General features: G+C 40.5%; 7 protein-coding genes. 6 read left to right on the plus strand and 1 reads right to left on the minus strand.

Annotated elements, in window-relative coordinates; translation table 11 throughout:
- Positions 1-4,884: SIALI-17 repeat-containing surface protein (locus tag D8849_RS10110; protein ID WP_125386991.1), on the plus strand; the 4,884-nt coding region annotated here is incomplete at its 5' end.
- 235 nt (positions 4,885-5,119) lie between these two features.
- On the opposite strand, the gene D8849_RS10120 is transcribed toward D8849_RS10110, so the two are convergent.
- On the minus strand, positions 5,120-5,668 hold the full coding sequence (locus D8849_RS10120; RefSeq protein WP_070481740.1) for an NADPH-dependent FMN reductase: 549 nt from the start codon (positions 5,666-5,668) through the stop codon (positions 5,120-5,122).
- Between the two features lie 420 nt (positions 5,669-6,088).
- On the opposite strand from D8849_RS10120, the gene D8849_RS10125 reads away from it, so the two are divergent.
- The 5 genes from D8849_RS10125 to D8849_RS10145 all read left to right on the plus strand — a co-directional run.
- Positions 6,089-7,285, plus strand: a complete 1,197-nt coding sequence (locus D8849_RS10125) for an MFS transporter (protein ID WP_125386992.1) — start codon at positions 6,089-6,091, stop codon at positions 7,283-7,285.
- Between the two features lie 185 nt (positions 7,286-7,470).
- Entirely contained in the window at positions 7,471-7,959 is a 489-nt protein-coding gene (locus D8849_RS10130; RefSeq protein WP_185756251.1) for a cell wall elongation regulator TseB-like domain-containing protein, read from the plus strand.
- A complete protein-coding gene (locus D8849_RS10135) occupies positions 7,956-9,134 on the plus strand; it encodes a pyridoxal phosphate-dependent aminotransferase (RefSeq protein WP_125386993.1) in 1,179 nt (392 codons plus the stop codon). Before D8849_RS10130 ends, D8849_RS10135 begins: the two co-directional genes overlap by 4 nt.
- Positions 9,135-9,150: 16 nt before the next feature.
- Positions 9,151-10,494 carry an asparagine--tRNA ligase gene (asnS, locus tag D8849_RS10140; RefSeq protein ID WP_020902243.1) on the plus strand — a complete coding sequence of 448 codons (1,344 nt, stop codon included), beginning with the start codon at positions 9,151-9,153 and terminating at the stop codon, positions 10,492-10,494.
- 250 nt (positions 10,495-10,744) lie between these two features.
- Positions 10,745-15,370: mucin-binding protein (locus D8849_RS10145; RefSeq protein WP_125386994.1), on the plus strand; the 4,626-nt coding region annotated here is incomplete at its 3' end.

Here is a 15,370-nt window from a genome sequence, read left to right on the forward strand (position 1 = left end):
TCTCAAGGTTTACCAGGACGCGACGGACGTGATGGAGCACAAGGACCTGCAGGACGTGACGGTCGTGATGGACGCGACGGAAAAGACGTATTGAACGGCAAAGTTGATCCAACAACAGAAGGTAAAGACGGCGATAAATACGTTAACACAGAAACAGGTGACGTTTTCGTTAAGAATAACGGCAACTGGGAAAAAGAAGGTAACATCAAGGGACCTAAGGGTGATAAAGGTGCAGAAGGTGCGCAAGGACCAGCAGGACGTGATGGCCGCGACGGAAAAGACGTCTTGAACGGCAAAGTCAACCCAACTACAGAAGGTAAAGACGGCGATAAATACGTTAACACAGAAACAGGTGACGTCTTCGTCAAGAACAACGGCACATGGGAAAAAGAAGGTAACATCAAGGGACCTAAAGGTGACCAAGGTGCACAAGGTCTTCAAGGTGAACGTGGTCAAGACGGAGCACAAGGTTTACCAGGTCGCGATGGACGTGATGGAGCGCAAGGACCAGCAGGACGTGATGGCCGCGACGGAAAAGACGTCTTGAACGGCAAAGTCAACCCAACTACAGAAGGTAAAGACGGCGATAAATACGTTAACACAGAAACAGGTGACGTCTTCGTTAAGAACAACGGCACATGGGAAAAAGAAGGTAACATCAAGGGACCTAAAGGTGACCAAGGTGCACAAGGTCTTCAAGGTCGTGATGGACGTGAAGGGGTCCAAGGACCAGCAGGTCGCGACGGACGTGATGGAGCGCAAGGACCAGCAGGACGTGATGGCCGCGACGGAAAAGACGTCTTAAACGGCAAAGTTGATCCGACAACAGAAGGTAAAGACGGCGATAAATACGTTAATACAGAAACAGGCGATGTCTTCGTTAAGAATAACGGCACATGGGAAAAAGAAGGTAACATCAAGGGACCTAAGGGTGATAAAGGTGCAGAAGGTGCGCAAGGACCTAAAGGTGCGGATGGAGCTCAAGGTTTACCAGGTCGCGATGGACGTAATGGAGCGCAAGGACCAGCAGGACGTGATGGACGTGACGGAAAAGACGTATTGAATGGCAAAGTTGATCCAACAACAGAAGGTAAAGACGGCGATAAATACGTTAACACAGAAACAGGCGATGTCTTCGTTAAGAATAACGGCACATGGGAAAAAGAAGGTAACATCAAGGGACCTAAGGGTGATAAAGGTGCAGAAGGTGCGCAAGGACCTAAAGGTGCGGATGGAGCTCAAGGTTTACCAGGACGCGACGGACGTGATGGAGCGCAAGGACCAGCAGGGCGTGACGGCCGTGACGGAAAAGACGTATTGAATGGCAAAGTTGATCCAACAACAGAAGGTAAAGACGGCGATAAATACGTTAACACAGAAACAGGCGATGTCTTCGTTAAGAATAACGGCACATGGGAAAAAGAAGGTAACATCAAGGGACCTAAGGGTGACCAGGGTGCTCAAGGTCTTCAAGGACGCGACGGACGTGAAGGTGTATCAGGACCAGCGGGACGCGACGGACGTGATGGAGCACAAGGACCTGCAGGACGTGACGGCCGTGATGGACGCGACGGAAAAGACGTATTGAACGGCAAAGTCAACCCAACTACAGAAGGTAAAGACGGCGATAAATACGTTAACACAGAAACAGGTGACGTCTTCGTTAAGAATAACGGCACATGGGAAAAAGAAGGCAACATCAAGGGACCTAAGGGTGACAAAGGTGAACGTGGAGAAGATGGTAAGACTCCAGAAGTAACTGTAACTCCAGGTAAAGATGGTCATAGTACCGACATTACATTCACTGTTCCAGGTAAAGATCCAGTTACAGTAAATGTTAAGAACGGTGAAAATGGTTTGAACGGTAAAACTCCAAAAGTTGATTTGCTTCGTGTTGAAGGACAAAACGGAAATCCATCTCATACAATTGTGACATTCTATACTGATGAAAACAATGATGGTAAGTACACTCCAGGAACTGATGAACTTCTAGGTTCTGAAATGATTAAAGATGGTGCTAAAGGTGCGGACGGACGTGATGGTAAATCATTGCTTACTGTCAAAGATGGTAAAGAAACTAAAGTTTACCAAGAAGATCCAGCACATCCAGGTCAACCATTGAACCCTGAAAAACCTCTTGCAGTTATTAAAGATGGAGTGGACGGTGTCTCTCCAACAGTAACAGCTGTTCGTAAGGATGAAGAAGGTCATAAAGGTGTAGAAATCACGGTGGATAACCATGATGGTTCACAACCAACAACAGTCTTTGTTCAAGATGGTGCTAAGGGAGAAACTGGTGCAACCGGTCAAGATGGTCAAACTCCTACAATCACAACTCAACGTGGTCAAGATGGTCAAAGCACTCTTGTAACCATTACAACACCAGGAAAAGATCCAGTAACCTTTACTGTAAAAGATGGTAAGAATGGTAGAGATGGCCGTACACCAACTATTGACTTAAATGCATTGGTGGAAGCAGTTAGAAGAGGTGCTGGATCAACTTCTAATTCACAACCTTCTGGAACATCAAGAAGTGCAAGAAATAGAAGAGCATTACCAGATGAAGATAGAAGAGCAACTGAGTCATCAGAAACAGTACAACCAACAACTACAGATGCAACAGATTCACAACCAGTAAATGGTACTCGTATTACAGCATACTATGATAATAATGGTAACGGTAAATACGATCCAGGTGTGGATGAATTAATTGGTACAAGTGATATCTTGAATGGTACAAATGGACGTAATGGTACAGATGGAGCTTCTGGTACAAATGGACGTAACGGTGCTGAATTACTAAGTGGAGTTACTGCCCCAACTGCTAATGATGGTAAAGACGGTGATACTTATATCGACGCCAATACAGGTGATGTTTACAAGAAAGAAAATGGTTCTTGGAACAAGATTGGTAATATCCGTGGACCTCAAGGAGTAGCCGGTGAAAAAGGCGACAAAGGCGACAAAGGTGAAAAAGGTGAAAAAGGTGAAAACGGAGCTAATGGAGCAGACGGTAAATCACCAGTTGTAAATGTAACGGACAATGGAGATGGAACACACTCTATTACTGTTAGAAACCCTGATGGTTCTGAATCAACAACTAAAGTTAAAGATGGTAAAGACGGTAAAACTGCCAATATCACTACAACAGAAAATCCAGATGGAAGCCACACAATTACTATAACAAATCCAGATGGAACAACTAAAGAAACAGTTGTTAAGAATGGTAAAGATGGTAAGACTCCAAAAGTTGAAGTGACTGATAACAACGATGGAACTCACACTGTTAAAGTTACGGATGGAGATGGCAATGTTACGAATGCTATCATCAAAGATGGTAAAGATGGTAAAGCTGCAACAGCAACAACAACAGAAAACCCAGATGGAAGCCACAGAGTAACAATCACTAACCCAGACGGAACGAAGAATGAGTTTGTTGTTAAGAATGGTCGTGACGGTGTTGACGGACGTACTCCAACCGCATCTGTTCGTGATAATGGAGACGGAAGTCATACAATCGTTATTACAAATCCAGAAGGTGTGACAACTGAAACCACAGTTCGTGATGGTAAATCACCAAAAGTTACTATTACTGACGAACAAAATGGAACTCATAAGATCTCAGTTCTAAATGGAGATGGAACAACTACTGAAACAATCATTAAAGATGGTAAATCACCAGTAGCAACTGTTAAAGACAACCATGATGGTACTTACACAATTCGTGTAGAAAACGGTAATGGTACTGTTTCTGAAACCACAGTTCGTGACGGTAAATCACCAACTGCTAAGGTTGTGGATAACGGAGATGGAACTCACACTATCACAGTTGTGAACTCAGACGGTACAACTACAACAACTACAGTTCGTGATGGTAAAGAACCAAAACTTGAAGTGATTGATAACAACAACGGTTCACACACTATTAAAGTGACAGGAGCTGATGGTAAAGAAACTACAACTACAATCTTTGATGGTAAATCACCAAAAGCGAACATCGTTGATAACGGAGACGGAACTCACACATTAACAATCATAGATTCTGATGGTCGTCAATACAAATCTATTATCAAAGATGGTAAAGACGGTAAAGATGGCGTTTCACCAACTGTAACTGTTAAAAATAATAACGACGGAACTCACGTTGTTACAATTACTAACCCAGATGGAAGCAAGACAGAAATGGTGATTAAAGACGGAAAAGATGGTAAATCACCAAAAGTTTCTGTTGAAGATAATGGTGATGGTAGTCATACAATCACAATCATCAATTCTGACGGAACTGTGACAAAAACAGTTATTAAAGATGGTAAAGATGGACGTGATGGACGTGATGGTCGCGACGGCAAAGATGGTAAATGTGGATGCCAAGACAAACCAGTAACACCATCAAATGACAAACCAGTTCCTCCAACACCTAATATGCCAGAAGGACCAACATTTGCAATGCCAGAACCACCAGTTCATGAATTGCCAGAATTCAACGGTGGTGTTCCAGGAATGCCAGAGGTTAATGAATTGCCAGAATTCAATGGTGGAGTACCAGGTATGCCAGAAGTCAATGAACTTCCTAATCCAGAAGTTCCAGGAATGCCAACACCTCCAGTTCATGAAATTCCAGAATTTAATGGCGGAGTACCTGGTATGCCAGAAGTCAATGACAAACCAACTTCAAACATTCCTGAAGTTCCAACACAACCAAATCCAAATGTACCAGTTCAACCGGTAACACCATTAACTTCTAACCCAGTAGTACCAACTACAGGTAAAGAAAACCATGGGGACAAATTACCAGAAACTGGAAGCCAATCTGATTATATCTCTGTTCTTTTAGGTAGCGGTATTCTATTGAGCCTATATGTAGGTCGAAGAAAAGAAGATTAATCAGCAACAAGCAGTCACTAATTTCTCGAAAGAAGATGATAAGTGATAGATCTCGAATGAAAGAATATTCTTAGAACGATTTTCCATGATGGAAAAGACTGCTAAAAACCTTGAGTGGTAACGCTCAAGGTTTTTTTGGATGGCTGATGTTTGTCTGAGAATCTTGATAGAGTCTAAAAAAGCCACCCTATGAGGTGGCGATAATTGATTTAGACTTTTAAAAATTCTTTATTTTTTATTGAATTGCTACGACCAAGTCTTGAGCTTGTTTCTCAAGTGAGTTTAGGACTGTTTCTTCAAGAACCAATTTTCCGTCTGCCCAGGCAGAGTCGTTAACACGTGCAGCAGTAAAGTCACCAACGACTTGTGTACGGATGAATGGCAAGAGGTCTTTGTAAATAGCGAAGAGTTGATCGTGACCTGCATTGGCTACAGATGATACTGTGACAAACTTGTCTTGAAGGGCAGAAGCGCCACGTGTATCAGACAAGTCAAGAGCGCGAGATAGCCAGTCAAGCAAGTTTTTCACCGTACCAGGGATAGAGAAGTTATAGACTGGAGAGAAAATCCAGATGGCATCCGCAGCGAGAACTGCTTCACGAGCAGCAGCTACAGCTGGATGTGTTGGAACTTCCAAATCTTGGCTGAAGAGAGGAAGGGTTGAATAATCAAGGTAGCTAACCTCTGCTTTACCAGCAAGTGCTTTCTCAGCTTCGAGAGCCATTTGGTGGTTGAAAGAACCTTGACGTAGTGATCCGACGATAAATAATACTTTTTTAGACATGATGTGTCTCCTTTTTCTTAAATTTCCGAGAAGTCTCTCGTTGTTATAAAATATATTACAACAAAACAAAAGGACTTGCAAGAAATTTGCTCAGAGTTTATTTGAAAATTATAAAATTGCTGAAACTCTAGTCAGTTGCCACTGGAAAAGTAAGAACTGTTTTTTGGATTTTAGTTTTCTTTGATTTTATAGGAGTATTCCAATATTCTCTTGTAATATAATGACATAAGTGCTAAAATAAACAAGAAAACTCGCAATAGAAACTGCAGAACGGCTATTTTCCGGTATCATTTCATAAATAATTAAAGGAATAATAATGGCATTGAAGAGTGCTTCTAAAAAGGGGTGGAGATCATGTAAGGCACAGATTAACAAGTGACGGACAAAAGAAATAATAATACACTTGTTAAAGGAGAAAAGATGTTAATAAGAAATTATCGGAAGAATATTGGCCTGATGGCCGGGGTTGAGTTTTTTGCATTTTTAGGGATTACCAGTTTTTGGATTCTCTTTCTCAGTCAAAACGGAATGTCTCTTTGGCAGATTGGCCTTCTGGAAAGTATCTTTCATGCGACCAGTCTTCTCTGTGAAATTCCATCTGGAATGTTAGCTGATCGCTATTCCTATAAGACTAACCTTTATTTAAGTCGTACAGCAGGGATTGTGTCTTCTATTCTCATGTTGGCTGGGCAGGGAAATTTTTGGATTTATGCACTAGCTATGGCGGTAAGTGCCTTGTCTTATAATTTTGATTCAGGAACAAGCGCAGCAATGGTTTATGATTCAGCTGTGGAAGCTGGACTCAAGAAGCGTTACTTATCTATTTCAAGTTTTATGTCAGGAGTAGCAGAAGGAACTCGGTCTCTGGGGACAGTGTTGGCGGGATTTTTTGTACATGGTCAATTGCACCTGACCTACTATATCATGATTGCCACTTCTATCATAGTTCTTTTCCTGATTTGGATGCTGAAAGAACCCAGTGTCAAGCTAGAAAAAGCTGATAGTGTGACCATGAAACAGATTATTTGGACTGTTAAGGAAGAGTTGGAGCGAAATCCCATGCTCTTCAACTGGATGATTTTGTCTCAGATTGTTGGTACACTCATGTGCATGTTTTATTTTTACTATCAAAATCAGTTACCAGATTTAAGTAGTTGGCAAATTTCAGCAGTTATGCTACTTGGAAGTCTCTTGAATATCGTTGCAGTCTATCTAGCGAGTAAGATTGGAAAGAAATATGCTGCCTTGAAGATTTTCCCTATTCTCGTCCTGCTGACTGGAGTTACCTACCTGCTGTCCTACTTTGGAACACCTCTAATCTATATTTTGGTTTATTTGATGAGTAATGCTCTATATGCTCTTTTTCAGCCGATTTTTGATAATGATTTGCAAGAGCGCCTCCCAAGTAAAGTAAGGGCAACCATGCTGAGTGTCTACTCAATGATGTTTAGCCTAAGTATGATTGTCTTCTTCCCACTGACAGGCTGGTTGATTGACAATTTAGGCTTTGTAGTAACATTTCTTTATCTAGGATCCTTTTTAGTCATGTTTAGCCTTCTACTGACTATCTTTTTAGGAAAAATGGCTAAAAGAATGGATGATAAAGTGATTCTATAAAGTAAAGAACTTACGAAAACTTGAGTGCTAAGCTCAGGTTTTTTGATACGTTTATGTTGCTTGTGTCTTTCCTTTTCTTGCTCGGTTTTAACTAAGAAAAATCGATTTACTTTGAAGGAAGAAATAATATAGGTTTGTTCTTGCATTCGCTTGTAATAAAGCCCAATAGATGGTAAAATAGACGAGTGAAAAAAAGACAAAACAAAGCAAAAAATAATCTACTGTGGCAGTATGGTCTAGGGATGACGATTTTGTTTGTGGTTATCAGTGCTTCCTTTCTGTATCTGGTGTTTCTGAGTATGAAACCCTATCAAACAGCTAAAAGTGAAGGAGAAAAATTAGCTCAGCAGTATGCAGGATTAGAGCAGACTGATCAGGTTGACTTATATAATGGCTTGGAATCTTATTACAGCGTTCTTGGCCGTAATAAACAGCAAGAAGCACTTGCTGTCCTGATCGGAAAAGATGACCATAAGATTTACGTTTATCAGCTAAATCAGGGTATTTCACAAGAAAAAGCAGAAGCTGTTTCTAAGGAAAAAGGAGCTGGCGAGATTGACAAGATAACCTTTGGCCGTTATCAAGACAAGCCAATCTGGGAAGTCAAGTCAGGCTCTGATTTTTATCTAGTAGATTTTGAAACAGGAGCATTGGTCAATAAGGAGGGCCTATGAAACTATCCAACCGTGTTTTAGAAATGGAAGAAAGTGTTACCTTGGCTGCTGGAGCCCGTGCCAAAGCACAGAAGGCTGAGGGAAGAGATATTTTGTCTCTAACCTTGGGTGAGCCAGATTTCACTACTCCAAAAAATATCCAAGATGCCGCCATTGCATCGATTCAAGATGGGCGTGCTTCTTTTTATACAGTAACCTCAGGCCTGCCAGAGCTCAAGGCAGCAGTCAATACCTACTTTGAGCGCTTTTACGGCTATTCTGTAGCGCCAAATCAAGTGACAGTAGCTGCTGGAGCCAAATATTCTCTCTATACCTTCTTTATGGCTGTGGTCAATCCAGGTGATGAAGTTATCATCCCAACCCCCTACTGGGTCAGCTATGGAGATCAGGTCAAGATGGCAGAGGGTGTGCCAGTCTTTGTTCCTGCTAAGGAAGACAATCACTTTAAGGTGACTGTAGAGCAGTTAGAAGCAGCTCGCACAGACAAGACCAAGGTTTTGGTGCTGAATTCACCATCTAATCCGACAGGTATGATTTACACCCGTGAGGAACTCTTAGCAATCGGAAACTGGGCTGTAGAAAAGGATATTCTCATCCTAGCAGACGATATCTATGGTCGCTTGGTCTATAATGGCCATGAGTTCACACCTATTTCTAGTCTATCAGAAGCGATTCGCAAGCAAACAGTGGTTATCAATGGTGTGTCTAAAACCTATGCCATGACTGGCTGGCGTATTGGCTATGCCGTTGGAGAAGTAGACATTATCGCTGCCATGTCCAAGATTGCAGGTCAAACAACTTCGAATCCGTCAGCAGTAGCCCAGTATGCAGCAGTTGAGGCTCTATCAGGCGAGCAAGATACGGTGGAAAGCATGCGTCAGGCTTTTGAGGAACGTCTCAATGCCATCTATCCCCTTCTTGCTGAGGTGCCAGGATTTGAAGTGGTCAAACCGCAAGGAGCCTTCTACCTCTTCCCAAATGTCAAAAAGGCAATGGAGATGAAAGGCTATACGGATGTGACAGACTTTACAACTGCTATCCTAGAAGAAGCTGAAGTAGCCTTGGTAACAGGAGCTGGATTTGGAGCGCCAGAAAATGTGCGCCTCAGCTATGCGACAGACCTAGACACGCTTAAAGAAGCAGTTAACCGCTTGAAAGCATTTATGGAAAAATAAAAGAAAAGGAAAAATAATGACAAAACGTGTAACGATTATCGATGTAAAAGACTATGTTGGTCAAGAAGTGACGATTGGCGCTTGGGTTGCCAACAAATCAGGAAAAGGGAAAATCGCCTTCTTGCAATTGCGTGACGGGACAGCCTTCTTCCAAGGTGTGGCCTTTAAACCAAACTTTTTAGAAAAATTTGGTGAAGAAGTGGGACTTGAGAAGTTTGATGTCATCAAACGCTTGAGCCAAGAAACGTCTGTTTATGTGACAGGTATTGTCAAAGAAGACGAACGTTCTAAGTTTGGCTATGAGTTGGATATTACAGACATCGAAGTAATCGGTGAATCTCAAGACTACCCAATCACACCAAAAGAACACGGAACAGACTTCTTGATGGATAACCGTCACTTGTGGCTCCGTTCTCGTAAGCAAGTAGCTGTGATGCAAATCCGTAACGCTATCATCTATGCAACTTATGAGTTCTTTGACAAGAACGGCTTCATGAAATTTGATAGCCCAATCCTTTCAGGAAATGCGGCAGAAGATTCAACTGAACTCTTTGAAACAGACTACTTCGGAACGCCAGCCTACTTGAGCCAATCAGGTCAGCTTTACTTGGAAGCAGGTGCTATGGCCCTTGGTCGTGTATTTGACTTTGGTCCCGTATTCCGTGCTGAAAAATCAAAAACGCGCCGTCACTTGACTGAGTTCTGGATGATGGACGCAGAGTACTCATACTTGACACACGACGAGTCACTTGACTTGCAAGAAGCTTATGTAAAAGCTCTTCTTCAAGGTGTTCTTGACCGCGCGCCTCAAGCCTTGGAAACCTTGGAACGTGATACAGAACTCTTGAAACGCTACATTGCAGAGCCCTTCAAACGTATCACTTACGATCAAGCCATTGACCTCTTGCAAGAGCATGAGAATGATGAAGATGCTGATTACGAGCATCTTGAGCATGGAGATGACTTTGGTTCACCACATGAAACTTGGATTTCAAACCACTTTGGTGTGCCAACATTTGTCATGAACTATCCAGCAGCCATCAAAGCTTTCTACATGAAACCAGTTCCTGGAAATCCAGAGCGTGTGCTTTGTGCAGACTTGCTTGCTCCAGAAGGCTATGGAGAAATCATCGGTGGGTCTATGCGTGAGGAAGACTATGATGCCCTTGTCGCTAAAATGGATGAACTTGGTATGGATCGTACAGAGTACGAATTCTACCTTGACCTTCGTAAATACGGTACAGTCCCACACGGTGGATTTGGTATCGGTATCGAGCGTATGGTAACCTTCGCAGCAGGAACAAAACATATCCGTGAAGCCATTCCATTCCCACGTATGTTGCACCGTATTAAACCGTAAATAAAAAAGTTATTATAATAAAAAGAAGGGTAATTCCTTCTTTTTGTATTTTGGGTACAAAAATATTATACAAAAAGCGAGAATATATAGAACATTTTGGTTGACTGATGTTAAAAACATATGGTAAAATTGGATAATGAGTATTGTGTTGTAGTTTCGTTAAAGAAGGTGTTCTTTAGCAGGAGAGGAAGGGAAAACTGATGACTTCAACCTTATTCTAAATTAACATATATATAAATAAGGAGAAAACATGTATTCAAGAATGGAAAAATACCATGGTAGAAGAGCTCAGCGCTTTTCTATTCGTAAGTATAGTTTTGGTGCCGCAAGTGTTCTATTGGGAACTGCTCTTGTTTTAGGTGCTAATGGAGTACAAGCTGAAGAGACTGTAGCAGTAAATCCGGCTACTTCTGAACAATCAAATTCAGATAAAAATCTTTCGAGTTCGACTTTGTCAACACCCGTTGTTGAAGAACTTCCTGAATTAAAGATTGATGCTGTAAAAGCAGATGAAAAACCTGAAGTAAAAGAAGATGCTAAAACTGAAGCTAAACCTGTAGCAGAAAAAGAAGTTACCGTTAAAGCTGAAAAAGAAAAGCCAGCTAAAGATCAAACTGATAAAAAAGAAACAGATAAAGAAAAAACTGCGAAGATCGAAACAGAAAAAGCACAAGATGAAGTGAAGACAGTTCTTACTCAATTAACTTCAGAAGCTGATGTTATGGCATCTGTAGCCTCAAACTTCTCAGATAAAGAAGTCAAAGATGAAGCGGCTAAAAAAGAACTTGCGGTTAAGATTGAGGCAGTGAAACTTGAAGCAGCGAAGTCTAATGATTTGCTTTCATCCGATGCATCTAAAGATCAAATGGTAGCTCAAGTGAATCGTCTTTCTGCTGCCATTGAAGCAGTTTATACGGAAATGAAACGTGCTGGCCATGCAGGTAAAGTAGAATCGGTATTAGCTGCTACTGCATCAAAAATTACAGGTAAAGATGTTTTTAAAGATGGAGAAACAGTTAAAGCTGTAACAAACGCTTATGTTGATATGAATGCAGATAATACGGCTCCTACAGGATGGGGATTTGATACTACTATTAGTACATCAACTCTTAAAGCAGGTTCTATTACAAAAATTGAACTTACTAACTTAGCTGAGTTAGGTGCTGGTTTGGCAAATAATACGGAAATCAGAGCGACTGATGGAACAGTAGTTGGTAAAGTTAAATCTATCGACTTTAAAACAACTACAGGAAACAACAATAATAAATCTGTACCATATTGGGCACAACGTACACAACGTGGTATGACTTATGACCAACGTGTTGCTGAGCAACCAGCGGTAGCTAACGAAACTGGAACATATACTTACAACATCGAGTGGAACGATAAAGTAAAAGACTATCCGAATGTGTCGTTTGGAGCGAGTAATTTATCGGGTGATGGATATTTAGCTCCACAAATTTCAAAAGACACTCCGTATACAGCGACTATTAAAATTGATGGGCGTACAGTTCTGGAACATACTTATACAAGAAAAGGTCAACAACCTAGCTATCAAAAACAAGGTACTAGTGCATCACTAAGTGAAAACAATGGATTGACATACCTTAACAATGAGCAAATAGGTAGAAGTGATTCAATCGTATTAAAAACTGATTCAGATGTTCGTTATGGAGTAGGATCTAAATTTACAATCAAACTTCCTAATGCAGATTTTACTGAATTCAAAGAACTTGAAGGAAGTTCTAACTTTGTAAATGGATTAAATACAGCGTCTACTATTAACCCTAATAAAGGAGATAGTATTACATATCGCCCGCAAAACCGTTGGTCTAATGCTAGAGCTAATGAAAACAATGTATGGATTTTACAAGATGGTCGAGATACTGGTTTTACATTAACACCTAGATTAATTTCACCAACGGAATTAGAACTTACTGTTACAGAAGGAACTATTCAAGAAGATTCTATAGTCTCTATGCCTCTTCAATCTTTAGGTATTGAAAAAGTAATAAAAGACAAAACTCTAACAAGTGAATATTCTAATATTACTTATGAAAATGGATTAATTAAACAAGGTTATGTAGGAAACGATAAAACTGCAGCAACTCTTACTGTATCAGGTGGAGAATCTATTAACGGTGAGAAAGAAGATGTTATAACTACAGTGCCAAACGGTTGGAGTGTTAAAGGTGATGGTAAAGTTCAAGGTGAGCCACCAACAGGTGCTGTTGTTAGAACATTCAAAGATTTAGTGACAGGTGAAGTTATAGGTTTTGAACCAACAAGATATACGGGGAATATTCCTTTAAGTGAAGATGGTTCAAAAGATTACACTAATGTACTTGGAAACAAATATGATGTAAGTAATGATCACGTAGACTTAGTTAAAGAAGTTAATGGAGAAGAATACATTCTTGCAGATCTTCCTCCTGAAAACGTAAAAGGAACACTAAGTGTTACGAAGACAAGAGCAAGAGATTTATATTCTGAAGAAGAATTAAAAGCTAAAGGTATAAATGGATCTGCATTTGTTACCCCAGCAGAGTATGATTATGTTAAGAAAACAAAAGTAGAAGAAGTAAACCGTACAATTAAATTTGTATACGCTGACAATGTTGCAGGCTTAGCGGGTACTGATGTATTCCCATCACAAAAACAAACTGTAAGTTACACAGGTTCAATCAAGTTAACTGCACAAGGTAAAGCGGTAATTAACTCTGAAGACAAACCAGTTTATATTAACTGGAAAGGAACTAATGGTCAAAGTACTGATCTTCCAGAACTTGCAGTACCACAAAAAGAAGGTTACATCGCAAGTGTTGAAAAAGTACCAGTACAAGCAACAACAGCTACAGATGAAGATTACGAATATGTTGTTAAATATACAGCAATTCAAAAAGCGAAAACAACATTTGTAGATGAAAAAGGAAATGCAATTCCAGGGGTAGCTGAAATTACTGAACAAGGTGGATCAGAAACTCCATTAACAAAAGAAGCTGATGTTAAAGCTAAGATCAAAGAACTTGAAAACAAAGGATATGAATTAGTATCTAATACATACCCAGAAGGTGGTAAGTTCGATACGGATAAAGATACAGATCAAGAGTTCAAAGTAACACTTAAACAAAAAGAAGTTACAGTAACACCAGATCAACCAAAAACACCAGGAACTCCAGTAGATCCAAACAACCCAGACGGACCTAAATACCCAGCTGGCTTGGAAGAAAAAGATCTAAACAAAACAGTAACACGTACAATCACTTATGTGTACGAAGATGGAACTCCAGTGTTAAATGAAGATGGAACTCCGAAAACAGTAACACAAGAAGCTAAATTCACTCGAGAAGCTAAGGTTAACTTGGTAACAGGTGAAGTGACTTACGGAGACTGGACACCAGCACAAGACTTAGCTGAAGTTAAATCACCAGTAGTTAAAGGATACTTAGCTGACAAAGCAAGTGTTGCGGTGGTAAATGTAACAGGTGATTCTGAAGATATTAAAGAAGTAGTAACATACAAACCACTAGGATCATGGGTACCAAATATCCCGGGACAACCAACAAACCCAATCAAATATCCGAATAATCCAGATGATCCAACAAAACCAGGAACTGATAAACCGGTATTACCATACGTACCAGGTATGACTCCAAAAGATGGAAATGGACAACCACTTAAACCAGTAGATCCACAAGATCCAACTAAAGGATATGTCATTCCAGATATTCCAAACGATCCAACTCAAAGTACGCCGATTAACTACGTAAAAGATACTCAAAAAGCTAAAACAACTTTCGTAGATGAAAAAGGAAACCCAATTCCAGGTGTTGATGCTATTACTGAAGAAGGTGACTCAGATACACCACTTACAAAAGAGGCTGATGTAAAAGCGAAAATCAAAGAACTTGAAAACAAAGGATATGAATTAGTATCTAATACATACCCAGAAGGTGGTAAGTTCGATAAAGATAAAGATACAGATCAAGAGTTCAAAGTAACACTTAAAGCTAAAGAAGTTACAGTAACACCAGATCAACCAAAAACACCAGGAACTCCAGTAGATCCAAATAACCCAGATGGACCTAAATACCCAGCTGGCTTGGAAGAAAAAGATCTAAACAAAACTGTTACACGTACAATCACTTATGTGTACGAAGATGGAACTCCAGTATTAAATGAAGATGGAACACCAAAAACAGTAACACAAGAAGCTAAATTTACACGTGAAGCTAAGGTCAACTTAGTAACAGGTGAAGTGACTTACGGAGATTGGACTCCAGCTCAAGACTTAGCTGAAGTTAAATCACCAGTAGTTAAAGGATACTTAGCTGACAAAGCAAGTGTACCAACTACAAAAGTAACTGCGGATTCAAAAGATGCTACAGAAGTAGTAACCTACAAACCAATCGGTTCATGGATTCCAAATATTCCAGGACAACCAACAACTCCAATCAAGTATCCAAATGATCCAGCAGATCCAACAAAACCAGGNCAACCAACAGAAGTGTTACCATACGTTCCAGGATTCACTCCAGAAGATAAAGATGGCAACCCACTTAAACCAGTTGATCCGAAAGATCCATCAAAAGGATATGTAGTACCAAACATCCCAACAGATCCAAGTCAAGATACAGTAATTAACTACGTAGCAAACAAAGCAAACTTGGTAGTTAAATATGTAGATGAAAAAGGCAAAGACTTAATCCCTTCAGAAACAACAGAAGGAAAAGTAGGAGATGAGTATACAACAACTGGAAAAGTTGTTCCAGGACACCTACTTGTTCGTGTTGAAGGAGAAGCAAAAGGTAAGATTGGAAAAGACGGTTCAACAGTAACATACGTGTACAAACCAATCGGATCATGGATTCCAAAC

Source organism: Streptococcus mitis (genome assembly GCF_003942765.1).
GTDB classification, from domain to species: Bacteria; Bacillota; Bacilli; order Lactobacillales; family Streptococcaceae; genus Streptococcus; species Streptococcus mitis_BE.

What these genes read in the sequence shown, in the direction of transcription:
- D8849_RS10120 (WP_070481740.1), bottom strand. Translation starts at nt 5,668, where the DNA reads ATGTCTAAAAAAGTATTATTTATCGTCGGATCACTACGTCAAGGTTCT.
- D8849_RS10125 (WP_125386992.1), top strand. Translation starts at nt 6,089, where the DNA reads ATGTTAATAAGAAATTATCGGAAGAATATTGGCCTGATGGCCGGGGTT.
- D8849_RS10135 (WP_125386993.1), top strand. Translation starts at nt 7,956, where the DNA reads ATGAAACTATCCAACCGTGTTTTAGAAATGGAAGAAAGTGTTACCTTG.
- asnS (WP_020902243.1), top strand. Translation starts at nt 9,151, where the DNA reads ATGACAAAACGTGTAACGATTATCGATGTAAAAGACTATGTTGGTCAA.